The sequence below is a fragment of the Pseudomonas sp. REST10 genome (genome assembly GCF_029542605.1).
GTDB lineage: Bacteria > Pseudomonadota > Gammaproteobacteria > Pseudomonadales > Pseudomonadaceae > Aquipseudomonas > Aquipseudomonas khazarica.
In genome coordinates, this window is record NZ_CP035677.1 from 4,997,135 (window position 1) to 5,022,326 (window position 25,192).

Consider the following 25,192-nt stretch of genomic DNA (forward strand, 5'->3'; position numbering starts at 1 on the left):
CAAGAGATGGGGACCGAAGAGGGGAAACGACGTGCGTTCAGTCACGCACTGCGTCGTTGTCGCCACTCTGAACAGGCGATGATGGCGGCTGCTCGGCGGCTCGATCGCCATGGATGCGCTGCTGGTTTTCACGGAACTGCTTGAGCGCATCGAGCGAGCGTTGCGAACCATCCTCCGCCGAGGCGAGCAGGCTGCTTGCACTCAGGAGAACGACGAACAGGAACTGGGTGAACACTTTCATGGGAACCTCGGACTGACTGAGCAAACGTGGAAACGAACGCTTCGAAGACAGCCCCATGTTAGGTAGGCGCACCTAACGGGAGCATGAGGCCCGCATTACAATCCTGACAGTTAGGAGCGGCAGCGCCGCTCCTGTTCGGTGTTACAGCACCTGCAGCGGATACTCGACGATGACACGCACCTCATCGAGGTCGCTTTCATACGCGGTGGCACGCGTATTCATCTGCCGCACACGCACCGAGAGGTCCTTGAGCGAGCCGTCGAGGAACACGTACTTGACCTCGATATTGCGCTCCCAGCGCTTCTGGTCGGTCAGCGGGTTGCCGGCGTCATCCCTGCGCATGTACGTGCTGTTGGCGTTGGAGTAGTCCGCGTCACGCCCCAGCGCGTAGCGCGCCATGAAGCTCAGCCCGGGTACGCCGAAGTCCGCCATGTCCAGGTCGTAGCGCAGCATCCAGGAACGCTCCTTCGGCGAGTTGAAATCGCTGTACTGCAGGGAGTTGTCCAGGAAGATGGAGTCGGACTGGCGCAGATAGTCGAAATCATCGTCGCCATTGTTGCGCTGGTGAGAGAGGGCGACGCGGTGGGCGCCGTAGTGCACGCCGATGCTGCCGCTGTAGATGTTGTTGCTCAGTTCGCCCAGGCGTTTCTTGCCTTCGTCCGTCGCGTTGTAACAGTTCAGCCCGCCGAACAGCGCCAGGTCGTCGGAGAGCGGATAGGTCCACCACATCCCGGCGTAGTACTGATCCCAGGCATCCTTCAGGCGGCTGCCGTAGAGGCTGAAGCCCAGGTTGTCGCTGACGGCATAGTCGCCACCGAAGTAGCCGACCCAGGGCGAGTCCACCTGCCCGGCGTAGAAAGTCGCGAACTCACCACGCGAGGTACTTTCCTGTGGCTGACTCATGGCGTGCAGGCGGCCGCCCTGCAGGGTCAGCCCGTCCACGCTCTCGTTGACCAGGGTGACCCCCTTGAAGCTCTGCGGCAGCAAACGCGAATCGCCGTAGTGCACGACAGGCGTGGTCGGAAACACATCACCGGCCTTGACCACGGTGTCGGCAAAGCGGGCTTTGACCGCCGCGCCCACTTTGGAATACGCATCCTCGGCCCGGTCATCGCTGTCGACCGGCAGCATGTCGACGCTACCACCCGGACCATAACGGCCGTCGCCGGTATCCAGTTTCAGGCCCAGCCCCGCGTGGAGGTCGACACCGAAGCCGACGGTACCCTGGGTGAAGCCAGACTCGAAGTTGGCGAGAATGCCGTGCGTCCAGGCCTCGGTGTAGCTGCTGCGCTCACCGTTGGGCAGCACCCTGGCCTCGCCCTTGCGGAAGTCGCGGTTGAAGTAGAAGTTGCGGTTGAGGATCTTCAGGCTGCTTCCCTCGACGAAACCGTCGCTGGCCTGTGTCTCGGACGCCTGCGTCATCGTGCTTGGACCGAATGCCAGTGCGGAGATGATCGCCAGGGTTAGGGGGCTTTTGTTCATACATGGCTCCTGATGCTTACCGGCAGTTTTGGGGTTGTCATAGGCCGACTCTTCTTGTGGTTATGGCCCTCACATCCTTGCAACCTGCGGATAACTCGGAGATGAGCGCAGCATTACAATTTCGTAATCGAAGAACTCGACGCCCCCTGCACGGTCCGCTCGCACGCCGGCACGGCAAGTCATCGTGCGGCATCACTCATCGTCTGCAGCAAACCAGTCGCGGCGCTCCGCGAAGGCGTTGTGGATCAGCGCCTGCAGGCTCATGACATCCTCGCGCTGCGCCGAGAGCGGTGCGCAGGCCAACCAGATCGACTGCCTCATCGGTCGGGCAAAGAGGCCGGGCAGCAGTTGCAGGTTCGCGTCGATGTGCGAGGTGTAGTGCGGCATCAGGCCAATACAGGCGGCGTGCCGGATCAGTTCCATCGTCCATTGCTGGGAGTGCGCGCGTGTCACCGCACTGCCACGCGCGTCCACCAGGGCATTCCACGGCGCGAACACCGCCGATGCCGACGTGTCCGGGCGCTGCACCAGCATGTAGTCGTGCAGATCACACAGGCGCGCGGGTAGCCGTCGCTCACGGGCGTAGCGTTTGCCGATGCAGGCCTGGAACTCGACGCTGGCCAGGCGCTGGGGCCGCGTCATGGCAAAACCGGGATCAGGCCGGGCCTGGTCGGGATCGGCCAGCCAGATCATGACCTCGCTCTGCAGCAGCGGCCCCTGGTCCTGGCGGAGCAGCTCCAGGCGCACGCCGGCATGTCTGCGCAGAAAGGCCACCAGATGCCGACCCAGCACATCGTCGAGCACCCATTCCGGCAGCGTCAGACGCAGCTCGGGCCGTTCGGCGAAACCGACTTCGGGGCGCAGGTCTCGATGCCGGGATGCCAGTTCCGCCTGCAACGCCAGGCCGCGTGACGTCAGTGCGAGTGCGCGATCCTGATAGACGAAGAGCGCTTCCCCCAGACTGGATTCGAGCCGCCGCAACTGCTTGCGCAGCACCGTGGGGTGCATGTTCAGGCTGCGTGCCGCCTGTTTGAAACTGGCGCAGCGCGCGGTTGCCAGAAAGCTCCTGGCCACGAGTCGCTCGATCTCAGCCATGGCGACCGCCAGGCATGTGGCTCCGGACTCGATTCTGCATGTGCGCACTGGCAAGACGTGATGACATGGCCGGCAGCCTACTGAGCACCGCCTTTCGCCAGGCTTGCCGCAAGATTACTTATCTGTAATCCGGGTTCTGCAGCGTCGCTCACGGCGCCAGCGACTGGGTGCCACACGGCCGCTTTCACCTGATCGCCATCGAAGTGAAATCACCCCCCGGCATGCCCGTAAAAGCGCCGGCGCCCAGCATTTCCGGGGTGCGCGCCCGCAACGAGCGAGCGTCATCGAATCGTCACCGAATTGCCCGCCAAGCGTCATCCGCCCCGCAAAGCATCCCGTCGCCAACCCCTGACATTCGGCGACAAGGAGCCATGCATGTTGATCAAACCCACGCCATTTTCCCTCCTCGCACTCGGCATCCTGCTGAGTCTTCCTGCCATCCCGGCACACGCCGGGACGGTCACCACCGACGGCGCCGATATCGTCATCAGGACCAAAGGCGGACTGGAGGTGGCCACCACCGACAAAGCCTTCAGCTTCAAGCTGGGCGGCCGCTTGCAGGCCGACTACTCGATGTTCGACGGTTACTACACGCGCAATGGCAACTCGGCCGATGCGGGCTATTTCCGACGCGCCTACCTGGAACTGGGCGGCACCGCCTACAGGGACTGGAAGTACCAGATCAACTATGACCTGTCGCGCAACACCGGCAACGACAGTGCCGGTTACTTCGACGAGGCCAGCGTCACCTATACCGGCTTCAGCCCGCTGAACATCAAGGCCGGTCGCTTCTACACCGACTTCGGCCTGGAGAAGGCCACCAGCTCGAAATGGACGACCGCGCTGGAACGCAACCTGTCCTACGAGCTGGCCGACTGGATAAACGACAACTCCGGCCTGGGGCTACAGGCGACCCGCGTCATCGCCGGTTCCGCATACCTTTCCGGCAGCGTCTTCAGCGAGAACAACAACGACAGCGATGGTGACAGCGTCAAACGCTACAACGCCCGCGCGGTGTTCGCGCCCCTCAACCAACCCGGCAATGTCCTGCATGTCGGCCTGCAGTACGCCTATCGCGACCTCGGCGGCAGCGCCGTGGACACACGCATTCGTCCACGCGTGGGGATGCGCGGTGTCAGCACCAACGGCGGCAGCAGCGCCGGCGACAACGGCAACCGCGTGGTCTTCGGTGGCGCTGCTGCCAGCGCCGATCTCTGGGACGACGATGCGGTATGGGGCGTGGAGGGTGCCTGGGCCCTGAACGCCTTCTCGGTCCAGGGCGAGTATCTGCGCCGCACCCTCAAGGCCGACCAGGCGAGCAACGACGTCGAAGCGGACGGCTACTACGTCCAGGTCGCCTACACCCTCACCGGCGAGCCGCGTCTCTACCGACTCGATGGCGCCAGGTTCGACACCATCAAGGCGGACGACAAGGCGCTGGGGGCCTGGGAGCTGTTCTACCGTTTCGACTCGATCACGGTGGAGGATGACAACATCACCAGCAGCACGACCACACGCCAGGTCGGTGACGCTCGCGCCAGGACCCATACGCTTGGCGTCAACTGGTATGCCAACGAGGCCGTGAAGATCAGCGCCAACTACGTCACGGCGAGTACCGACAACGCCAGCAACACGGTTGGCGATGACACCGGCGATGGCGTCGTCATGCGCCTGCAGTACGTCTTCTGAGTGTGCCGCCGGCAGGTGCCAAGCCCCTGCCGGCGTCGGCTTTCGCGATTGTAATCCTGGCGCAATGCCTGGGTAAGCGACGGGTCGCTAGTGTCCGGCTCGACACCATCAGCCACAGGCCCAGCCATGAAAATCCTCAACCGCCTCTTGCCTATCGCCCTTCTGCTGGTCGCCAGCAACGCCCTTGCGCAGTCCTTTCCAAAGGACAAGGTCAGGCAGATCGAACAGAACAGCATCGAAGTCGCCCAGCGATACGCCGAGCGCACGGGCAAGCCGATGCCGCAAATCCAGGACTACCGCTACAGCATGAAACTGGACATCGCCAAGGTCGTTTACCAGAGCCCGAGAATCGAATACTGCGGAGTCATCCCACAGATCATGGTCTTCGAAGACAGCAACGAAGAACTGCGCAGTATTCGCTACCGCAGCCAGGGCGAATGCCGCAGCCAGCGCTGAAACGCCACCGGCACAGTTGCCCGTCTCAGCGCAGCTTCTCCAGCATCTGGTAGTACCACATGCCGGCCGCCAGCATCGGGTTGCCGAGCTGGTCACCCAGCGGCACCTTGATGTGCTTGCAGGCGGCGAAGGTGTCGTACTGTTCCAGGTCGCCGGTAATCGCCTTGGCCATGATCTCGCCCATGATGTGGGTGGTCGCCACGCCGTGACCGGAGTAGCCCTGGCAGTACCAGACATTGGACGACAACTTGCCCAGCTGCGGGATGCGGTTCATCACGATGCCCATGGCGCAGCTCCACTGGAAGTCGATCTGCACGCCCTTGAGTTGCGGGAAGGTGCGCTCGATGCACGGGCGCAGTTCCCCGGCGATGTCCCGTGAATCACGCCCGGAATAGTTGGCACCACCGCCGAACAGCAGGCGGCCGTCGCCGGTCAGGCGGTAGTAGTCGAGCACGAAACGGCAGTCGTAGACCGCCAGGTCCTGCGGGTTGATCTCTTTCGCCAGCTCGCCCAGCGGCGCGGTGGTGACGATGCCACCCATGGCCGGGAAGATCATGCCCTTGAGCTTGCGCCGCTCCAGCTTGTGGTAGACGTCGCCAGCCAGCAGCACCTGCTTGGCTTCGATACGCCCGCCCGTGGTGACCACCGCCGGACGCGGGCCATGGACGATATCCAGCACTTCGGAATGCTCGAAGATCAGCGCGCCCAGGCTCGCCGCCGCCTGCGCTTCGCCGAGGCACAGGTTGAGCGGGTGCAGGTGCATGTTGCGGGTGTTCTTGATCGCCCCGCAGTACAGGTCGCTGCCCAGCTGGGCACGCACCTCGGCGCCGTCGAGCAGGCTCACCTCGCCGGCCATGCCGCGCCGCAGTGCCTCGTCGTAGGAGGCCCTGAGCTCGTCCATGTGGCTGGGCTTCATCGCCGCATGCAGATGGCCGTGCTTGAGGTCGCAGGCGATGCCGTACCTGGCCACACGGCTCTTGATGATCTCGTGGCCGCGCCAGCGCAGGTGCCAGATGAAGTCGTCGACGTCGCTGCCGAGGCTGTTGCGCATCTGCTTGCGCATGGCTTCGTCGCCGGACAGGCTGCCGGTGACCTGGCCACCATTGCGTCCGCTGGCCCCCCAGCCGACCTTGTTGGTTTCCACCACGGCGACCTTGAGGCCGCGCTCGGCCAGCTCCACGGCCGTGGCGATGCCGGTGAAGCCACCGCCGATGATGGCCACGTCCACGCTCACGCTGCCCTGCAGCGTCGGGTAGTCGGACTCGAAGTTGAGCGACGCCGAGTAGTAGGAAGGCGCACGCTCGGCGGCGGGTTTGACGGGTTGGTTGATCGCGTTCATTGCATATCCTTGGGGTGCGTTGGCACCGGTGAATCTGTGATCGCGGCTGAAGCGGAATGCCGCCCGGCCGCGCCTGCATGGGATGCACACTTCGTAGGAGCGGCTGCAGCCGCGATGCTGTTCAGTCAGGCGTTACTCAGGTACCAGCGCCAGTCCTGCTCGCCGACCTCGCCCATGAACTGGCGATACTCGGCGCGCTTGACTGCCAGGAACACCTTGAGGAAGTCGCCACCGAAGGCGTCGCGGGCCCAGCTCGACTGCTCCAGCGCCTGGATCGCCGCCGACCATTGGCTCGGCAGGCGCTCCTTGGCCTGGGCATAGCCGTTGCCCTCGATCGGCGCCCCGGGGTCGAGGCGGTCGCGGATGCCGCGCTGGATACCGGCGAGAATCGCCGCTGCCGCGAGGTAGGGGTTGGCGTCGGCGCCGCAGATGCGGTGCTCGACGTGTCGGGTCCTGGCCGGGCCGCCCGGCACGCGCAGGCTCACGGTACGGTTATCCACACCCCAGGTCGGCGCCAGCGGCGCGTAGCTGTTGGCCTGGAAACGCCGGTAGGAGTTGGCGTTGGGGCAGAACAGCAGCAACGAGTCGTGCAGGCTGGCGAGCATGCCGCCGACCGCCTGACGCAACAGCGGCGTACCGGCCGGATCTTCGCTGGCGAACAGATTGTCACCCGCCGCGTCGGCCAGGCTGACGTGCATGTGCATGCCGGTGCCGGCGATCTCGGCGAACGGCTTGGCCATGAAGCAGGCCTGCATGCCGTGGGCATGCGCCACCCCCTTGACCAGGCGCTTGTAGCGCACCGCCTGGTCCATCGCCGCCAGTACCGGACCGTGCTCCAGGGTGATCTCGACCTGGCCGGGGGCGTACTCGGAAATCGCCGTGCGTGCCGGAATCCCCTGGGCCTTGCAGGCGGCGTAAAGGTCGCGGAGGAACGGCTCGATCTGCTCCAGTTCGCGCAGGCCGTAGACCTGGGTCTGTCGCGGGCGGCCACCGTCGGCATCCAGCGCCGGCTGCGGGCGCCCTTGCGCGTCGCGCTTCTGGTCGAGCAGGTAGAACTCCAGCTCGCAGGCCATCACCGGGTGATAGCCGTCGGCTTCGAGTTGCTCGATCACCCGCACCAGCAACTGGCGCGGGTCGGCGGGGGTTGCCGGCAGGCCTTCGCTGGGGTGCATGGAAACCTGTACCGCAGCAGTGGGAATCTGCCGCCAGGGCAGGCGCACCAGGCTACCGGGCAACGGGTAGGCGCGGCAGTCGATATCGCCTACGTCCCAGACCAGGCCGGAGTCCTCGACATCCTCGCCGAGGATGGACAGGCCCAGCATGGTGCTCGGCAACGGCCGGCCGCTCTCATACAGCGCCAGCAGTTCCTCGCGATGCAGCAGCTTGCCGCGCGGCACGCCATTGGCGTCGAGGATGAACAGCTCGATCAGTTCGATGTCGGGGTTGTCGGTCAGGAAAGCCTGGGCTTCCTGCACAGCAGCGAAAGTCGTCATATCGCACTCGCTTGCGCCAGTCAGGCGCTCGGTGTCCGCACGGCCCGTTCGATTCTCGAACAGGTTGCACAGGCAGACAATTGGGCATCAGCGGCTGCGGGCATGGCGCAGCCATCGGAATTCAGCGGGTGGGGACGGCGTCCGGTGGGCGCGCGTGGCGGCAGTGCCACAGCGCCCAGAAGGCGAGGATGATCGTCAGCAGCGGGTTGAGCCGCTCCAACAGGCGCCGCCGCGCAGGCGCGCGGTACAGCGGAACATGGACTTGGCAGGCCGAGGAGATCATGGCTTGGCAGCGTCGCACAGGGTTTGACGTGCGTTAAATCGGGTTTTTCATACGCTTGGTTGTGCGCCGGCTAAACAATCAGGCACGCGTTTTCCTGCCGGCAATGCCGTCGACGGGGCGCGCGGCGCGCCCTATGGCTCGGGTCGATAACCCAGTCGCAAACCACCCCAATGCCGGCCCTGCACCATGATCGGCACCGACAGGTCGTGCATCAGTTCGCCGGTATCGCGCATGTAGGTCTGCAACAGCAGGGTCTGCTTGTGGCTGCCGCAACGGATACCGGTGCGGTCGTTGAACAGGCGCTTGCCACGGCTGCGGGTCGCATCCACCGCCGGGTCGCCGCTGGGCGGATGGTTGAACGCGGCGTTGTGGGTGGGCACGTAGCCTTCCGGCGTGGTGGAGATGGCGAAGACCAGCCCCTCGTGGCGTTCGAGCAAGGGTTCCTGCAGGGCCGGCAGCACCTGGTCGGCGTACTGGTCGAAGCGCGTGCGGTACTTCTGCGGTTGGGTACCGGCAATCGGCTGGTAGCGGCGATCGAACAGGTCGTCGAGGCCGATACGTCCGGCCTGCAGGTCCTGCTCGAACTGCGCGGCGATGGCAGCCGCGCCTTCGCGCGCCAGGTCATAGGCCCGCTGGTGATAGTCGTCCAGGCCCACCTCGGCGAGCTGCTCGCTGACCGTCTCGGCCTGGCCGACCAACTGTTCGGCGGCATCGGCCAGTTGCCGCGTCTGTCCCTCGCTGCCCTGCACGTCATCCTGCAGCTGCAACGCGGCGGCCGACAGGCTGGCCAGGCGCTGGTGATTGTCGGCGGTGCCGGCGCTGATCCGCGCCACCTGCTGCTCGACCTCCTCGGCCTGGTCGGCGATGCCATGCAACCGACTGCCGGCGGTCTCGATCTGCTGCGCCGCCTGCTCCAGCTCGCCGCTCTGGCGCTGGATGTGCTCGACCACTGCCGTGCTCTGCTGGCGGATGTCGGCGACCATCTGGCTGACTTCCTCGGTGGCGCTGGCGGTGCGCGCCGCCAGGTTGCGCACCTCATCGGCGACCACGGCGAAACCACGGCCCATCTCACCGGCGCGAGCCGCCTCGATGGCGGCGTTGAGCGCCAGCAGGTTGGTCTGGCTGGCGATGGACTGGATCACCTGGGTGACCTGCTCGATCTGTTCGGTGCGGCTACCGAGGCCGTCGATCAGCTCGCGGCTGGCCAGGGTCTGGGCACTGAGTTGCTGCATGCGGCCGATGGCCTGGTTGAGTTCGGCCTGGCCATCGGCACTGGCCTCACGCACATGCCGGGCCGCCGTCAGGGTCTGCTCGGCACGTGCCGCGCTGTCCTGCTCGGTAAGGGTAATGGCCTCGGCGGCCTGGCTGACCTGCTGCACCGCCGCCAGCTGCGATTGCAGGCGTTCGGCCAGGTGCTTGACCGCGTGGGCGACCCTGGCTGCGGACAACGCGTTGTGACAGGTGTGGCGCGACAGCCCACGGCTCAGCTCGACGAAGTCACCGGTCGGCGCCTTGCGCACCACGGCGGCGGGTTCGTCGCGGCGCTGCCAGGGCCCCAGCCAGGGCCACAGCGCCAGCAGCAGGAAGGACGGCACGCTGACATAAGCGGGCAGTTGCACCTGCTGATAGACCAGCATCAGGCCCGCAAGCCCGATGGCGTGCAGCAGACAGGCGACAGGTGTGCGGATGAAAGCAGCTTGCATGACCGACCTCAGAGTTCTTGTTCTGGTGCGCGGCGAGGCGCTGTAGGCGGACGAAGTCACGGCGGGTTCTCTCCTGGAATATCCCACGCAACCTGGGCAGCAGGCTACGAGGAAGGCAGGCCCGTCGACAAATCAGACGATGCAGACCGGGCACGATGAGCGGATTCGAGCAGGTTGGCAGCGCCGGCACCATCGCACTTTGGTAGCACCATGCCATGAATTTAGCCTGCCCTACCCCACGACGCGATGGCGCTGGACGAAACGCCGGTCGAGCCAGTCCTTGCAACGTCCGTAGAGCTGGCCGCCCGCACTCCAGTCGTGCCAGCCGAGCAGCGCGCCGCCATCGCCCGTGGCGAGCAGTGCCAGGCTCTGCCACTGCGCCCGGTACTGGCGCAGGGGCCGCCCCTGCAAGGCGGCCTGCAGGTTGGCAGCCAGCACGGGCGCCTGGCGCACCGCGAAACGCCCGCTGCGGCGCATGCCATCGAGGCTGGCGCTGTCGCCGACGGCGAACACCTGCGCGTGCGACTCGCACTGCAGGGTCGGCCGGATGGCGATGAAGCCGGCGCTGTCCGTGGCCAGCTGGCTGGCCGTCAGCCAGGGCCAGGGCCGCGCGCCACTGGCCAGCAACAGGCGGCGCCCGCGCCACACGGGCTCGTCGCCACTGAGCAGCCAGTCGTCCTCGATGCGCCCGATCGGACAGTGCTCACGCACCTGCACGCCACGCTGACGCAGATGGCCCAGGGCACGCAGGCGCAGCCCCGGCGACAGCCCGTCGAGCAGCGCGCCGCCGCAGAACAGCGCCAGTGCCGGCACCTTGTCGGCCAGCGCCAGGGACAGCTCCACGCCACCCGCGCCGCCGCCGAGAATCGCCATGCGCCTGGGCTCGGCCTGCCATTGCTGCCAGCCCACCAGCAGCCGCTCGATGGGCCGCGCGGCCAGCACCTGCATGGCATCGCCCTGCTGCGGTGGTATGGCCATGCCGGCACCGACGTTGAGTGACAGCCATTCACCCTGCAGGTCACGGCCATCGGTGAGGCGCAGGCAGCGGCTGTCGGCATCGAGCGAGGCGATCTCGCCCTCGATCAGCTCGACCTTGGCCGCCCGGCACAGCGGCTGCAGCTCCACCCGGCAGTCGGCAGCGCTGAAACGGCCGCTGATCAGCCCCGGCAACATGCCGGCGTACCAGGCCTCGGGGCCGGGGCTGAGCAGGCCGATCCGCCCTGGCGGGCGTTCCACCATGGCCCAACGGCGCAGCACGCCAAGGTGGGCGTGACCGGCTCCGGCCAATATCAGGTCGTACTGGGTCATGTTTTTTTCAATCCGTCGCGGTACTGGCTCGGGGTCTGCCCGGTCCAGCGTTTGAAGGCTCGGCCGAAGCTGCTGCTGTCACTGAAGCCGAGCAGATAGGCAATCTCGCTGATCGAACAGCGCGGGTCACGCATGTGCTGCAGTGCCAGGGCCTGGCGCGTGTCACCGAGCAGCGCCTCGTAGCTGGTGCCCTCCTCGGCCAGGTGGCGCTGCAGGCTGCGCAGGCTCAGGTGCAGGGCCTGGGCGATGCGTTCGGCCGACGGCTCGCCATCTGGCAACTGTGCCTGCAGGAAGTTGCGTACCCGCTCGCTGCAACTGGCCGCCTGCAGTTGTTCCAGGCTGCGCCTGAGCACGGCCTCGTTGTGCTCGGCCAGCTCCGGGTTGCCATCGTCGAGGCGTTGCTCGAAGGCATCCCGCGGAAAGCGCAGCAGGCTTTCCTCGGCCTCGAACTGCACGGGAGCGCGAAACACCGCCTGCCACGGCTCGGGGTCGAGCGGACGCGGGCGCTGCAGCTGCACCAGCAGCGGGGCGAAGTCGCGGCTCAGGCGATTGCGACAACTGCGCACGTAGATCGCGGCGAAGGCGTCCAGCGCCTCCGGTGCCGGCGTCGGGCTGCCAGGCGGGACACGGAAACGAAACTCGTAGGCATCGTCCACCTGGCGCAGCTCCAGCTGCAGGGCATCGCTGACCACCCGGTGATAGCGCACGATGCGCTCGAACATCTCGCGCAGGCTGCTGCTGGCGATCAGCGCATAACCCAGGGCATGGAAGGTGGTCGGGCTGACGAACTGCGAGGTCTTCAGGCCCAGCGCCGGATCATCGCTGGCCGCCACCGCCAGTTGCCACAGACGGGTGGTCACCGACAGCGGGCAACGCGCGTTGGGATCGTCCAGCAGCGCAGGGTCGAGCCCGGCCTCGCGGCACAGCGCGCTGCTGTCCAGGCCAAGGGCATCGAGCTGCTTGCGCAGGGCGCGGGTCCAGCTGGCCAGGGTGGAGGGTTCGGCGGTCATGCAGATTGGCGTATCCGGTAGGCAGGTTGGCGTGCTCGGTCGGGCGCTCTGACGACCGTCACGGCACAGTGAAGTCACAGCCCAATAACAAGAGGATGTCGGCATGTCCCCCTCCCCCGCAAGCCTTAATGATCAGCAACGCGCCGCGCATATCCGCGAGCAGGTGATGGCCCACGGCAATGCACTGCGCCAGCGCTACCCGATCCTGCAGCACCAGGACGCGCTCGGCGCCGCTATTCTCGCCTTCGCCCTGCTCGGCATGCTCGGCTCGGCGGCCCTGTACATCGGCGGCCAGTTGCCCTGGTGGGGGTGCCTGCTGCTCAACGCCTTCTTCGCCTCGCTGACCCACGAGCTGGAGCACGACCTGATCCACTCGATGTACTTCCGCAAGCGCCCCGTGCCGCACAACCTGATGATGGCGCTGGTCTGGCTGGCCCGGCCGAGCACCATCAACCCCTGGGTGCGCCGGCACCTGCACCTGAACCACCACAAGGTGTCCGGCAGCGAGGCGGATACCGAGGAACGTGCCATCACCAACGGCGAACCCTGGGGCATCGCCCGCCTGCTGATGGTCGGCGACAACATGATGAGCTCGCTGATCCGCTGGCTGCGGGCGAAGAATCCGGCGCACCGCCGGCTGATCCTCAGCCGCACGCTGAAGGTCTACGCGCCGCTGGGCCTGCTCAACTGGGCGACCTGGTACCTGTTCCTCGGCTTCCACCTGCTCGACTGGGCCAGCGCCGCCCTCGGTGCCCCCATTGCCTGGTCGGCCACGACCCTGGCGACCATGCAGGTGGTGAACGTCGCCGTGGTGGTGCTGGTCGGCCCCAACGTGCTGCGCACCTTCTGCCTGCACTTCGTCAGCTCCAACATGCACTACTACGGCGATGTCGAACCGGGCAACGTGATCCAGCAGACCCAGGTGCTCAACCCCTGGTGGCTGTGGCCGTTGCAGGCATTCTGCTTCAACTTCGGCAGCAGCCATGCGATCCACCACTTCGTGGTCAAGGAGCCCTTTTACATCCGCCAGCTCAGCGTGCCCTTCGCCCACAGGGTGATGCGCGAGATGGGCGTACGCTTCAACGACTTCGGCACGTTCGCCCGCGCCAATCGCTGGACCCGCCGCGACCAGGCGCAAGCGCAACGCACGCAGGCCGCCTGATTCTCATGCGCGGCGCCCTGTGCGCCGCGACGGGCGGGGGCGTTCTTCCTGGCGGATGAGACTCGCCCCGCAATCATCATCCCGACAGTCGGCTAGAATCCCTCTGCGCCTGACCGTTACCGCACGACAGAACAACGTCCACCGGACTCCGGCGCCCTCGCAGTAGCCATGAGGCGCCCGGATGCTCCGCCCACTTCGTTCATTGATGACCCTGCTCTGCCTGGTCTGCGTCCTGCCGGCCTGGGCGGGCGGCGCGTTGCCGCTGCTCAAGCTCGAGGCGAGCGACCTGGACGAGCCGGTCAGCATCGAACGCAGCCTGCTGCTCGAGGACCCCGGCGCCCAGCTGACCGCAAGCGAGGTGCTGCAACGCATCGCCAGCCAGGGCCGCGAGGTCGAGGGCACACCGCGTATCGGCTACAGCCGCAGCGCCTGGTGGCTCGCCACGCAGGTGCAGGCCCCGGCGGCGGAGCGCCTGCAACTGATCATCGGACAGACCTTCCTCGACGACCTGGAAATCTGGCTGTACGACGGAGAACGGCCACTGGGACCGCTCTACAGTGGTTCGAGCCGGGCATTCAGCGAACGTGGCGAACCCTATCCGCATTTCCTGCTCAACCTGCCGCGCCTGGACGCCGGTGTACACACCCTGCTGCTGCGCGTGCAGAGCCATTCGGCGATCAACCTGCCGCTGCAGCTGGTCGGTGCCGAACAGGGGCAGCAGCTGATCGCCCACAGCTGGCTGCGCAGCGGCCTGCTGATCGGCGCGCTGCTGGCCCTGGCGCTGTTCTACCTGATCCGCTACAGCACGTTGCGCGAGTGGCCGCTGGCCTGTTTCGGCCTGACCTCGCTGAGTACCGCGCTGTACAACGCCAGTATCTACAACCTCGCCGGGCTGCTCTGGCCGCAGTGGCCGATGCTGCCCAAGCTGCTGGTCAACCTGCCCACCGCCGGCATGATGATCTTCAGCTCGCTGTTCATCGCCAGCGCCCTCGGCCTGCGCCTGAAGCGCCTGCGCTGGCTGCGCGACGCGCTGTTCGCCGCCAGCCTGCTGGTCAGCGTCGGCGGCCTGCTGGTGGATCATCCGCGCGCCTATGAGGTGCTGAACCTGCTGATCCTTGCCACCGGCCTGTACCAGTTGCTGCTCCTGGTCATCGGCGTCCGCCAGCGCCGCCCTTACGCGCCCGGCTACCTGCTGTGCTGGAGCGCGGCCCTGACCCTGATGCTGCTGGTGCCGCTGGGCCGCGCCGGGCTGGTCCCGCTGCCGGCGGGCTTCTACGCCATGTACGCCTACCTGCCGGCCCTGAGCATGCTGCTGTTCGGCGCCCTGCTGGACAAACAGCTGGAGCGCGTACGCCGCGTGCTGCTGAGCAGCCAGGCCCAGGCCATCGACAACCTGGAACAGTACCAGGCGCTGTTCCGCCACAGCGGCGAAGGCATCTTCCGCTGCCGCCGCGACGGCAGGCTGCTGGAAGCCAATCCGAGCCTGGCTCGCCTGCTGGGCCGCGAGGCACTGCCGGCCAACCTCGACGCACTCGCCCTGCCGAGCCTGGTGGGCGAGACGCAGTGGCACGAGCTGCTCTCGCAGCTGGACGCGCGAAGCGGCACCGCCAGCTGCGAATGCCAGCTGTACGACCTCGAACAGCGCCCGCGCTGGGTGTACCTGTCGCTGCACCTGCGCCCGCATCAGGATTGCATCGAGGGCATCGTGGTCGACCTCAGCGAGCGCCGTGCGCTGGAAGAGCGCCTGCAGCAACTGGCCGCACATGACGCGCTGACCGGCCTGCTCAACCGCCGCGAACTGGAACGACTGCTCGCGGAAACCCTCGGCGGCACCGCCAAGCGCCGCTTCAGTCACCTGCTGTTGCTGGGGCTGGACCGCTTCAAGCAGGTCAACGACCTCTGTGGCCATTCCGCCGGCGATCAGTTGCTCAGGCAGCTCGCCAGCCAACTGCTGCATCAGCTGCCACGGCATGCCGAGCTGGCCCGCGTTGGCGGCGACGAGTTCGCCGTCCTGCTGCGCGAGGTGGACGACGAAGCCGCGCTGGAGCAGGCCGAACAGTTGCGCCGCAGCGTCGAGCAGTTCGTCTTCACCTGGCAGGGACGGCCATTCCGCCTGCACGCCAGCATCGGCATGCTGGCACTCGGCTCCGGGGTGAGCGACTGGGAGACCGCACTGAACTGGGCCACCAGCGCCAGCCAGCTGGCCAAGCACCAGGGGCGCAACCGCGTGCAGCAGTTCAACCCGGCCGATGGCGCCCTGCTCGAGCACCAGCGCCAGCTGCAGTGGATAACCCGCCTGCGCGAGGCCACCGAGCGCGGTCATTTCGAGCTGTTCTTCCAGCCGGTACAGGCGCTGCAGCAGGCCTCCAGCGGCCTGCACTACGAAGTGCTGCTGCGCTACCGCGACCCGCACAACGGCGACTGGATCAGCCCCGCGCAGTTTCTCGACGCCGCGGCGCGCTATGACTTCCTCGGCGCCATCGATCGCTGGGTGATCCAGCACCTGTGCGCCTGGCTGGCGGCCAATCCACGCCATCTGGCGCAGCTGGCCCAGGTCAACGTCAACCTCAGCGCCAGTTCACTGCTCGACAGCGGCTTCCACCGTTTGCTGCAGGACGAGCTGCAGCGCCACGGCCTGCCGCCCAGCAAGCTGTGCATCGAGGTCACGGAAATGGTCGCCCTGGGTGAACTGGGCGTTTCCGCGCAGTGGATCGAACAGCTGCGCGGCAAGGGTCTGAAGGTCGCTCTGGACGATTTCGGCAGCGGCTTCGCCTCCTACGCCTACCTGCGCCACCTACCGCTGGACATCCTCAAGATCGACGGCAGCTTCATCAGCGGGATCGAGCGCGACCCGATCAACCAGGCCATGGTCGGCTCGATGCGCCAGATCGCCGGCCAGCTCGGCCTGCTCACCGTCGCCGAGTTCGTCGAGACCCAGGCCAGCCTGGACTGCCTGCGCCGCCTCGGCATCGACTACGCACAGGGCTATTTCGTCGGCCGCCCGCAACCGCTGCACCTGCTGGCCGACGATGTCCGCCATCACGACACTCAGGACGCCTGATAGAGCTCCACCGGCACCTGCTCCAGCAACGCCACGTTCAGGCGCAGCATACGCACGCAACGGGCCTCGGCCAGGCTGGCCGGCAGGGCGTTGGCCGGCAGCGCCAGCAGCAGGCCGCTGAGGTTGAGCACCAGCGCCTCGCGGGAGAACACGCCGCTGCCCAGGCCATAGAACGCCGCGATCAGCTCGCGCAGGCCGAACGGCAGGCGCCAGCGGATACGCAGGGCGGAGCCGAAACTCGCCGCACGGCGCTGCATGGCATCGTCGATCTGCGCATTGCTCAGCTCGCCACCGGCCTCCTGCCAGTCCTGCAGGCTGCGCAGCAGGGCCAGCTCGCCGAGGTTGTGCAGCAGGCCCGCCGTGTAGCACAGCTCGGCGTCCAGCTTCAGCTCGGTCGCCAGCCAGCGCGCCAGCTCGGCGCTGCGCCTGGCCCGTTGCCAGGTCTGCGCGGCCAGTTCGGCCAGGCGCGCATCGCGCAACTGGGCATTGCGCTGCAGCGCCAGTCCCAGCACCAGGTTGAGCGTGCGCGCCACGCCCAGGCGTTGCAGCGCCTGCGCCAGGGTGTGACAGGGCATGCCCTGGTGCTGCGCCGCCGTGCTGGCGGCAGCGATCAGCAGAGCGGTGATCTGCGGATCGGCGCCGAATACCGCCGCCAGCTCGCCCAGGTCCTGCTCACCCGCCTGCAAGCCCTGGCTGACAGCATTGCGCACATCGCTGAGCAACGGCGCCCCCTGGCCCTCCTCGCGCACCGTGTCGAGAAAGTCCCGCAGCTCGCTGAGCAGCAGCGGCTGCCGCGACTGCGGCTCACCGCTGGCGACCGGCAACAACCCGCGCAAGCGCTGGCGCAGGCTTTCGGCATTGAAGGGCTTGGCCAGGTAGGCACTGGGCGCCAGCGGGCGTGCGGCGCGCACGCTGCTGGCATCGAGACGACCGCTGATCAGGACGAAGGGCAGTGCCGGCGTACGCGGATGGCGCCGCAGCTGACGCAGCAGCTCGACACCGTCGAGCCCGGGCAATTCGCCGTCGGCGATCACCAGATCGGGCAGCCGCCGCTTGCAGCGGGCCAGAGCGGTCTGGCCGTCGCTGACCTGCAGCACGCGCGCATCGCCCCGGACATCGAGCACCAGTTGCTGCAGCAGGTTGGAAGTCCAGGGGTCGGCCTCGGCGATTAGAACTTCCACGGGATGTGCTGAGGCGGTCATGCGACTCTCTGGACGGGAACGAAGGGAGGTTGCCGGGCCGGAGAAAGCTGCACGATGCGTCAGTTTCAGGCCAGAGGCCGCAGTCTAAACCGCCGCCTGGGCTGTCGTCAGCCGGCACGGGCCGGCACCCGCCGGGAATGCCTGAGACCTATTGCCGCACGCAGAAACGAAAAAGCCCGCCGGAAGGGCGGGCTTTTTCGACGGAAGGCCGATCAATTACTTGATCTTGGCTTCCTTGTAGATCACGTGCTTGCGTACGACCGGATCGAATTTCTTGATTTCGATCTTGTCGGGGGTGGTGCGCTTGTTCTTGTCGGTGGTGTAGAAGTGGCCGGTACCGGCGCTGGACACCAAACGGATCAGTTCACGCATGACTCTCTCCTTAAACCTTTTCGCCGCGAGCGCGCAGCTCAGCCAGCACTACGTCGATGCCACGCTTGTCGATGACACGCATGCCCTTGGCAGATACGCGCAGACGTACGAAGCGCTTCTCGGACTCGACCCAGAAGCGATGGTGCTGCAGGTTCGGCAGGAAACGACGACGGGTTTTGTTGTTTGCGTGGGAAATGTTGTTCCCGGTTACCGGACCCTTACCGGTAACTTGACAGACTCTCGACATGCCTCAGCCCTCTAAAACCACATGCCCAACCCGGCATGGGTTGGCCGCTTAAACTCAATGTCATTGGCGCTCAGCGCCGCGTTTCTCGAGGGTCTTACCGGGCGCACTGAATAGCGCAAGAACCGGGCCCCTAGAAAAGAGCGCTGCTTTATACCAGAAAGCCCTGGGGGCAACAAGGGAAAGCGCAGGATAAAAAGTCAGGGCGCACCCGCGAACGGCCCTGGGGCCGAGCCTTCGGGGCATTATCCACATTTGACCGCTCGTCGCCTCACCGAGGTATTCAGCACCCGGCAAATCGACTAGGGTTGCAAGCTTGTCATCCACGCCAGGAATGGAGCCAACCATGCGCCTGCTGCTCGCCACTCTGCTGTGCACCCCGATCCTTGCCCAGGCCGCGACCCTCAGCGTGTGCACCGAAGCCAGCCCGGAAGGTTTCGACGTGGTGCAGTACAACTCGCTGACCACCACCAATGCATCGGCCGACATGCTGATGAACCGCCTGGTGGAGTTCGACGCCGTGCAGGGCAAGCTGCTGCCGAGCCTGGCGCGCAGCTGGTCGATCTCGGCGGACGGCCTGGTCTACGACTTCCAGTTGCGCGATGACGTGCATTTTCACCACAGCGCCGCCTTCACTCCCAGCCGCAACCTCGATGCCCGGGACGTGGTATTCAGCTTCCAGCGCATGCTCGACGACCAGCATCCCTGGCACGCGGTCGCCGTCAGCGGCTATCCGCATGCGCAATCGATGCAGTGGCCGAGCCTGATCGCCAGGGTCGAGGCGCCGGACGCACACAGCGTGCGCATCACCCTGAGCCGCCGCGACGCCACCTTCCTGGCCACCCTGAGCATGGGCTTCGCCTCCATCTACCCGGCGGAATATGCCGAGCAACTGCTGGCGGCGGGCACACCGGAGAAGCTCAACAGCGCGCCCATCGGCACCGGCCCCTTCGTCTTCGAACGCTTCCAGAAGGACGCCGCCGTGCGCTACCGCGCCAACCCGGAATATTTTGCCGGCAAGCCCGCCATGGACCGGGTGATCTTCGCCATCACCCCGGACAGCAACGTGCGCCTGCAGAAGCTGCGCCGCGGCGAATGCCAGATCGCCCTGTCGCCGAAGCCTCAGGACGTCCAGGCCATCGCCGGCGACGCCAAGCTCAAGAGCACCCAGACCGCCGCATTCATGACCGCCTTCGTCGGCATCAACAGCCAGCACCCGCCGCTGGACAAACCGCAGGTCCGCCAGGCGATCAACCTGGCGTTCGACAAGGCCAGCTACGTCAAGGCCGTGTTCGAAGGCAGCGCCGAGCCGGCCAACGGCCCCTACCCGCCGAACACCTGGAGCTACGCCCGCGAGCTGCCCGGCTACGCCCATGAGCCGGAGCGCGCCCGTGCCCTGCTGGCCGAAGCCGGCCTGGCGGACGGCTTCAAGACCACCATCTGGACCCGCCCGAGCGGCAGCCTGCTCAACCCCAACCCCAGCCTCGGCGCCCAGCTACTGCAGGCGGATCTGGCCAAGGTCGGCATCGACGCCGAAATCCGCGTGATCGAATGGGGCGAGCTGATCCGCCGTGCCAAGGCCGGCGAGCACGATCTGCTGTTCATGGGCTGGGCCGGCGACAACGGCGATCCGGACAACTTCCTCACCCCGCAATTCGCCTGCGCCTCGGTCGAGTCCGGCCTCAACTTCGCGCGCTACTGCGACAAGGACCTGGACCAGCTGATCGCCGACGGCAAGACCCACAGCGACCAGGCCGAACGCAGCCGCCTCTATCACCAGGCGCAGGCGATCATCCAGCAGCAGGCGCTGTGGCTGCCGCTGGCCCACCCCACGGCCTTCGCCCTGCTCGACGCCAAGGTCGAGGGCTACCGGGTCAGCCCGTTCGGTCGCCAGGACTTCGCCAGGGTCAGCCTGGCCCGCTGACCGGCCAGGCTACATCCACCCCTGCTCGGCCATCGACAGCGGCTCGCCGTCGCCGACGATGAAGTGGTCGAGCACCCGCACCTCCACCAGCGCCAGCGCGTCCTTGAGGCGCCGGGTCAGCACACGGTCGGCCTGGCTGGGATCGGAAACGCCAGACGGGTGATTGTGGGTGAGAATGACCGCCGCCGCGTTGTTGGCCAGCGCACGCCTGACCACCTGCCGGGGGTGGACGCTGGCGCTGTCGATGCCGCCACGGAACAGCACCTCGAACGCCAGCACGCGATGCTTGGCATCGAGGAACAGGCAGCCGAACACCTCGTGCAACTCGTGGCGCAACTGCGCCTTGAGGTAGTCGCGCACCACCTGCGGACTCTCCAGCGCCGAATCACGGCGTAGACGCTCGGCCAGATGCCGCCTGGCCATCTCCAGCACCGCCTGCAGCTGCGCGTACTTGGCCGGCCCCAGGCCGAGGTGCTGACTGAAGTCAGGCAACTCCGCCTCCAGCAAGGCCCGCAGGCTGCCGAACTCGGCAAGCAGGCGCCGCGCCAGGTCCACCGCACTGCAGCCGGCAACCCCCGTGCGCAGGAAGATCGCCAGCAGTTCGGCATCGGTCAGCGCAGCAGCGCCCTGCTCCAGCAATTTCTCCCGCGGACGCTCCGCCGCGGGCCAGTCGCGAATGCTCATCGAACACCTCCATGTCGAGCCAGGCGCCCGCTGTTCCGCTGCGGGCGCTGTGCTATCGTAGCCCATCTTTTTACACGGGACCGGCCTGGGGAGGCGTTGGTCACGTGGCGCACATCCACCGGTATATAAAAGGCAAGCCTATGCAGCGGCTGTATCGCAAACGCATCATCGTCGGCGTGGGGGGCGGTATTGCCGCCTACAAGAGCGCCGAGCTGGTTCGCCGACTCAAGGATCAGGGCGCCGAAGTCCGCGTGGTGATGACCCAGGGCGGCCGCGAGTTCATCACGCCGCTGACCCTGCAGGCGCTTTCCGGGCACCCCGTCCATCTCGACCTGCTCGACCCGGCCGCCGAAGCGGCGATGGGCCATATCGAACTGGCACGCTGGGCCGACCTGATCCTCATCGCCCCGGCCACCGCCGACCTCATGGCCCGCCTGGCCCAGGGCATCGCCAACGACCTGCTGACCACCCTGGTGCTGGCCACCGACGCCCCGATCGCCCTGGCGCCGGCGATGAATCAGGCGATGTGGCGCGACGCCGCCACCCAGGCCAATCTCGACCTGCTGCAACAGCGCGGCATGCGCCTGTTCGGCCCCGCATCCGGCAGCCAGGCCTGCGGTGACGTCGGCCTGGGCCGCATGCTGGAACCGAACGACCTCGCCAACCTGGCCGCCGACTGCTTCGAGCGTCAGGCGCTGGACGGCCTGCACATCCTGATCACCGCCGGCCCGACCCAGGAAAACATCGACCCGGTGCGTTACATCACCAACCACAGCTCCGGCAAGATGGGCTTCGCCCTGGCCGAGGCCGCCGCCGAAGCCGGCGCCAGGGTCACCCTGGTCAGCGGCCCGGTGCACCTGCCGACGCCGGACCGGGTCAGCCGGATCGATGTGGTCAGTGCCCGCGACATGCTTGCCGCCTGCGAAGCTGCGATGCCCTGCGACGTGCTGATCGCCGCCGCCGCCGTGGCCGATTACCGCCCGGAAGTGGTCGCGCAGCACAAATTGAAGAAAGACCCCAGCAGTGGCGAGGGGATGCTCCTGCAAATGGTGCGCAACCCGGATATCCTCGCCACCATCGCAGGTCGCGACGACCGCCCGTTCAGCGTGGGCTTCGCCGCGGAAACCGAGAACCTGCTCGAATACGCCTCGCGCAAGCTGCGCGACAAGAATCTCGACCTGATCGTCGCCAACGATGTGGCCAACCCCAGCATCGGCTTCAATAGTGAAGAGAACGCCATCACCGTGATCGACCGCGAGCTGCAGCAAACCAGCTTTGCCCAGACCAGCAAGGGCAAGATCGCCCGCCAGTTGATCACACTCATCGCCGACCGTTTGAACAAGAACTGACCATGCACGCTCTGCAAGCCAAGATCCTCGATCCTCGCCTCGGCCAGGAATTCCCCCTGCCGCAATACGCCACCCCGGGCTCCGCCGGCCTCGACCTGCGCGCCATGCTCAAGGAGGACATCGTCCTCGAGCCGGGCCAGACCGTCCTGATCCCGACCGGCCTGTCGATCTACATCGGTGACCCGGGCCTGGCCGCGATGATCCTGCCGCGCTCGGGCCTGGGCCACAAGCACGGCATCGTGCTGGGCAACCTGGTCGGCCTGATCGACTCGGACTACCAGGGCGAGCTGATGGTGTCGTGCTGGAACCGCGGCCAGACGCCGTTCACCATCGCCATCGGCGAGCGTATCGCGCAGCTGGTGCTGGTGCCTGTGGTGCAGGCGCACTTCGAGCTGGTCGAGCAGTTCGACGAAACCCAACGCGGCTCGGGCGGCTTCGGCCACTCCGGCAGCCACTGACCCTTTCCCACAGGACGATCCGCCGAGGAGCACCCACGTGAAACTCTTCAAGCGCAACGCCAAGGAAGCCGACACCTCCGCCGCCATCGTGCCGGAGAAGACCAGGAGCAAGGCGCCGGCGCCGGCCCTGGGCCCATTGCTGCCCGGCTTGCTGGCCACGCTGATCGGCGTGGGCGCCGGCGGCGCGCTGCTCTGGTTCGTCCAGAGCAGCGGTGACCAGGCCCGCCAGGCCGAGCAGACCCAGGCCATCGGCAGCAGCCAGGCCGCTGCGGTGCAGCAGGCACTCAAGCAGATGCAGGCCGACAGCCTGTCCGCTGCGCGCAACCCCGAGCTGCTGCAGGCCCTGCAGAGCGGCGACAGCCTGCAGGTCAGCGAAGCCGAACGGCGCCTGGGCTACTGGGACGGCGTCATCGATGCCCATCTCAACCGGCGTGGCGAAGCCGTGCAAAACACCAGCCGCGCAGCCCCCATGAACTTCGCCGGGCTGGACATGCTGCGCCGCGCCGAGAGCGGCCAGCAACCCGCCATCGAAGCCTATCGGGTCGGCCAGCGCTGGCTGGCCTACAGCGCGGCAACCTTGCGCATGAGCGAGACCCAGCCGGCCCAGGGCACCCTGCTGCTGGCGTTCGATCTGCAACGCCTGCTCGCGGCACTGCCGCCGCTGCCGGCCGAGTATGGCCAGTTGCAGCTGGTGCAGCAGTTCGCCAACACCCCGGCGCAGGTGCTGCTGCAGCGTGGCCAGCCGGGCAACGGCAACGCCCAGACCTTCGCCACCGGCAATCCCTACTGGAAAGTCACCTTCACCCCCGGCCCAGGCCTGGTGCAGGGCAGCATTCCTCCGCTGATGCTGGCCCTGGCCGCCCTGCTCGCCCTCGGCGGCGCGGTCATCGGCCTGATCCTGGTACGCGGCGGCCTGCAACGCCAGGTCAACGGCGACGCCAGGCAACTCGGGCAAATGCTCAAAGAACTCTCCGCCGGCAAAAACGTCAAAGCCTTCAGCCTCAGCGTGCCAGCACTCGATGCCCTGGCTCAGAGCCTGGCCCGGCTGCCGCGTCGCAGCAGCCCTGAAGGCAGTACCACACCCGCTAAAGGAACAGCTGCGGCTCCCGCCGCTCCGCCCGCTGCCAAGCCCGCCGAGTTGGTCGACCCGCTGTTCCAGGACACCGATATCCTCGATATCGACATTCTCGACGAAGACCAGGATCTCCTGGGACTGGAGCAGAACCCCGCAATGACGACTAGCCAAAGCGCCCCGAAACTCCCCGCCGACATCTTCCGCGCCTACGACATCCGTGGCGTGGTGGGTGACACCCTGACCGCCGAGTACGCCTACTGGATCGGCCGTGCCATCGGCTCGCAGAGCCTGGCCCAGGGCGAACCCAAGGTCATCGTCGGCCGTGACGGCCGCCTCTCCGGCCCGGAACTGCTGCAACAGCTGGTACAAGGCCTGCTCGACTGCGGCTGCGAAGTGACCGATATCGGCATGGTGCCGACCCCGGTGGTGTATTTCGCCGCCAACGTGCTGGAAGGGCGTTCCGCCGTGATGCTCACCGGCAGCCACAACCCGCCGGACTACAACGGCTTCAAGATCATCATCGCTGGCGACACCCTGGCCAACGAGCAGATCCAGGCACTGAAGACCCGCCTGGACGACAACGACCTGGCCAGCGGCGTGGGCAGCGTGCAGCAGGTCGACGTGCTGCAGCGCTACTTCAAGACCATCCGTGACGACATCGCCCTGGCCAAGCCGCTGCGCGTGGTGGTCGACTGCGGTAACGGCGCGGCCGGCGTGATCGCCCCGCAACTGATCGAAGCCCTCGGCTGCAGCGTGATCCCGCTGTACTGCGAAGTGGACGGCACCTTCCCCAACCACCACCCGGACCCGGGCAAGCCGGAGAACCTCAAGGACCTGATCGCCCGCGTGAAAGCGGAAAACGCCGATCTCGGCCTGGCCTTCGATGGCGATGGCGACCGCGTTGGCGTGGTCACCAATACCGGCAACATCGTCTACCCCGACCGCCTGCTGATGCTATTCGCCAAGGACGTGGTATCGCGCAACCCGGGCGCCGACATCATCTTCGACGTCAAGTGCACCCGTCGCCTGACCCCGCTGATCAGCGGCTATGGCGGTCGTCCGGTGATGTGGAAAACCGGCCACTCGCTGATCAAGAAGAAGATGAAGGAAACCGGCGCCCTGCTCGCCGGCGAGATGAGCGGCCACATCTTCTTCAAGGAGCGCTGGTTCGGTTTCGACGACGGCATCTACAGCGCCGCGCGCCTGCTGGAAATCCTCAGCCTCGACAAGCGCGAAGCCGAGCTGGTGTTCAGCGCCTTCCCGAGCGACATCTCCACGCCGGAAATCAACATCCAGGTGACCGAACAGAGCAAGTTCCCGCTGATCGAGCGCCTGCAGCGTGAAGGCCAGTGGGGCGAAGCCAATCTCACCAGCATCGATGGCGTGCGCGTCGACTATCCCAAGGGCTGGGGCCTGATCCGCGCCTCCAACACCACGCCGGTGCTGGTGCTGCGCTTCGAGGCCGACACCCAGGAAGAGCTGGAGCGGATTCAGGATGTGTTCCGCAACCAGCTGCACAAGGTCGCCCCCGACCTGCAACTGCCCTTTTGATCGATTAGTTC

Annotated in this window: 20 protein-coding genes; 8 read left to right on the plus strand and 12 right to left on the minus strand. The window is 66.6% G+C overall.

Features of this window, described 5'->3' with window-relative positions; genetic code table 11:
- Window positions 1-37 precede the first annotated feature (37 nt).
- From EWH21_RS23610 to EWH21_RS23620, 3 genes are all read right to left on the minus strand, one after another.
- Entirely contained in the window at window positions 38-241 is a 204-nt protein-coding gene (locus EWH21_RS23610) for a hypothetical protein (RefSeq protein ID WP_277699475.1), read from the minus strand.
- A gap of 141 nt (window positions 242-382) precedes the next feature.
- The gene (locus EWH21_RS23615; RefSeq protein ID WP_277700643.1) at window positions 383-1,663 is read right to left on the minus strand and encodes an OprD family porin; all 1,281 of its coding nucleotides are present in this window, start codon (window positions 1,661-1,663) and stop codon (window positions 383-385) included.
- Between the two features lie 252 nt (window positions 1,664-1,915).
- Complete coding sequence (locus EWH21_RS23620) at window positions 1,916-2,818, minus strand: LysR family transcriptional regulator (protein WP_277699476.1); 903 nt, start codon at window positions 2,816-2,818, stop codon at window positions 1,916-1,918.
- Between the two features lie 375 nt (window positions 2,819-3,193).
- Here EWH21_RS23620 and EWH21_RS23625 point away from each other — a divergent pair, with 375 nt between their 5' ends.
- Window positions 3,194-4,507, plus strand: a complete 1,314-nt coding sequence (locus EWH21_RS23625) for an OprO/OprP family phosphate-selective porin (RefSeq protein ID WP_277699477.1) — start codon at window positions 3,194-3,196, stop codon at window positions 4,505-4,507.
- Between the two features lie 126 nt (window positions 4,508-4,633).
- Window positions 4,634-4,963, plus strand: coding sequence for a DUF2790 domain-containing protein (locus tag EWH21_RS23630; protein WP_277699478.1), 330 nt, complete (start codon window positions 4,634-4,636; stop codon window positions 4,961-4,963).
- Window positions 4,964-4,988: 25 nt separating this feature from the next.
- On the opposite strand, the gene EWH21_RS23635 is transcribed toward EWH21_RS23630, so the two are convergent.
- From EWH21_RS23635 to EWH21_RS23655, 5 genes are all read right to left on the minus strand, one after another.
- Entirely contained in the window at window positions 4,989-6,302 is a 1,314-nt protein-coding gene (locus EWH21_RS23635) for an FAD-binding oxidoreductase (RefSeq protein WP_047587171.1), read from the minus strand.
- A gap of 125 nt (window positions 6,303-6,427) precedes the next feature.
- Entirely contained in the window at window positions 6,428-7,795 is a 1,368-nt protein-coding gene (locus EWH21_RS23640; protein ID WP_037051211.1) for a glutamine synthetase family protein, read from the minus strand.
- Window positions 7,796-8,209: 414 nt separating this feature from the next.
- Window positions 8,210-9,781 (minus strand): methyl-accepting chemotaxis protein, encoded by a 1,572-nt coding sequence (locus tag EWH21_RS23645; RefSeq protein ID WP_172979192.1) that lies wholly within the window; start codon window positions 9,779-9,781, stop codon window positions 8,210-8,212.
- 231 nt (window positions 9,782-10,012) lie between these two features.
- Window positions 10,013-11,089 (minus strand): FAD-dependent oxidoreductase, encoded by a 1,077-nt coding sequence (locus EWH21_RS23650; RefSeq protein ID WP_037051202.1) that lies wholly within the window; start codon window positions 11,087-11,089, stop codon window positions 10,013-10,015.
- The gene (locus EWH21_RS23655) at window positions 11,086-12,099 is read right to left on the minus strand and encodes an AraC family transcriptional regulator (protein WP_277699479.1); all 1,014 of its coding nucleotides are present in this window, start codon (window positions 12,097-12,099) and stop codon (window positions 11,086-11,088) included. Before EWH21_RS23655 ends, EWH21_RS23650 begins: the two co-directional genes overlap by 4 nt.
- A gap of 103 nt (window positions 12,100-12,202) precedes the next feature.
- Here EWH21_RS23655 and EWH21_RS23660 point away from each other — a divergent pair, with 103 nt between their 5' ends.
- Complete coding sequence (locus EWH21_RS23660; protein ID WP_047587179.1) at window positions 12,203-13,261, plus strand: fatty acid desaturase; 1,059 nt, start codon at window positions 12,203-12,205, stop codon at window positions 13,259-13,261.
- 181 nt (window positions 13,262-13,442) lie between these two features.
- The gene (locus tag EWH21_RS23665) at window positions 13,443-16,322 is read left to right on the plus strand and encodes an EAL domain-containing protein (protein ID WP_277699480.1); all 2,880 of its coding nucleotides are present in this window, start codon (window positions 13,443-13,445) and stop codon (window positions 16,320-16,322) included.
- Here EWH21_RS23665 and EWH21_RS23670 read toward each other — a convergent pair.
- The 3 genes from EWH21_RS23670 to rpmB all read right to left on the minus strand — a co-directional run bounded on the left by EWH21_RS23670 (window position 16,310) and on the right by rpmB (window position 18,143).
- Window positions 16,310-17,524 carry an HDOD domain-containing protein gene (locus tag EWH21_RS23670; protein WP_152489943.1) on the minus strand — a complete coding sequence of 405 codons (1,215 nt, stop codon included), beginning with the start codon at window positions 17,522-17,524 and terminating at the stop codon, window positions 16,310-16,312. The genes EWH21_RS23665 and EWH21_RS23670 overlap by 13 nt on opposite strands.
- 216 nt (window positions 17,525-17,740) lie before the next feature.
- Window positions 17,741-17,896 (minus strand): 50S ribosomal protein L33, encoded by a 156-nt coding sequence (gene rpmG / locus EWH21_RS23675; RefSeq protein ID WP_003457707.1) that lies wholly within the window; start codon window positions 17,894-17,896, stop codon window positions 17,741-17,743.
- 10 nt (window positions 17,897-17,906) lie between these two features.
- Window positions 17,907-18,143, minus strand: a complete 237-nt coding sequence (gene rpmB / locus EWH21_RS23680) for a 50S ribosomal protein L28 (protein ID WP_003242523.1) — start codon at window positions 18,141-18,143, stop codon at window positions 17,907-17,909.
- Window positions 18,144-18,486: 343 nt separating this feature from the next.
- Between rpmB and EWH21_RS23685 the strand changes: the two genes are divergently transcribed.
- Window positions 18,487-20,064 (plus strand): ABC transporter substrate-binding protein, encoded by a 1,578-nt coding sequence (locus EWH21_RS23685; protein ID WP_277699481.1) that lies wholly within the window; start codon window positions 18,487-18,489, stop codon window positions 20,062-20,064.
- Window positions 20,065-20,073: 9 nt separating this feature from the next.
- On the opposite strand, the gene radC is transcribed toward EWH21_RS23685, so the two are convergent.
- On the minus strand, window positions 20,074-20,748 hold the full coding sequence (gene radC / locus EWH21_RS23690; RefSeq protein WP_037051173.1) for a DNA repair protein RadC: 675 nt from the start codon (window positions 20,746-20,748) through the stop codon (window positions 20,074-20,076).
- 140 nt (window positions 20,749-20,888) lie between these two features.
- Between radC and coaBC the strand changes: the two genes are divergently transcribed.
- From coaBC to EWH21_RS24010, 3 genes are read left to right on the plus strand one after another with little or no spacing between them, the layout of a single operon-like run.
- Window positions 20,889-22,097, plus strand: a complete 1,209-nt coding sequence (gene coaBC, locus EWH21_RS23695; RefSeq protein ID WP_037051169.1) for a bifunctional phosphopantothenoylcysteine decarboxylase/phosphopantothenate--cysteine ligase CoaBC — start codon at window positions 20,889-20,891, stop codon at window positions 22,095-22,097.
- Between the two features lie 2 nt (window positions 22,098-22,099).
- Window positions 22,100-22,555, plus strand: coding sequence for a dUTP diphosphatase (gene dut, locus EWH21_RS23700; RefSeq protein WP_037051166.1), 456 nt, complete (start codon window positions 22,100-22,102; stop codon window positions 22,553-22,555).
- 37 nt (window positions 22,556-22,592) lie between these two features.
- On the plus strand, window positions 22,593-25,181 hold the full coding sequence (locus EWH21_RS24010; protein WP_347177584.1) for a phosphomannomutase/phosphoglucomutase: 2,589 nt from the start codon (window positions 22,593-22,595) through the stop codon (window positions 25,179-25,181).
- The last annotated feature ends 11 nt before the right edge of the window (window positions 25,182-25,192 follow it).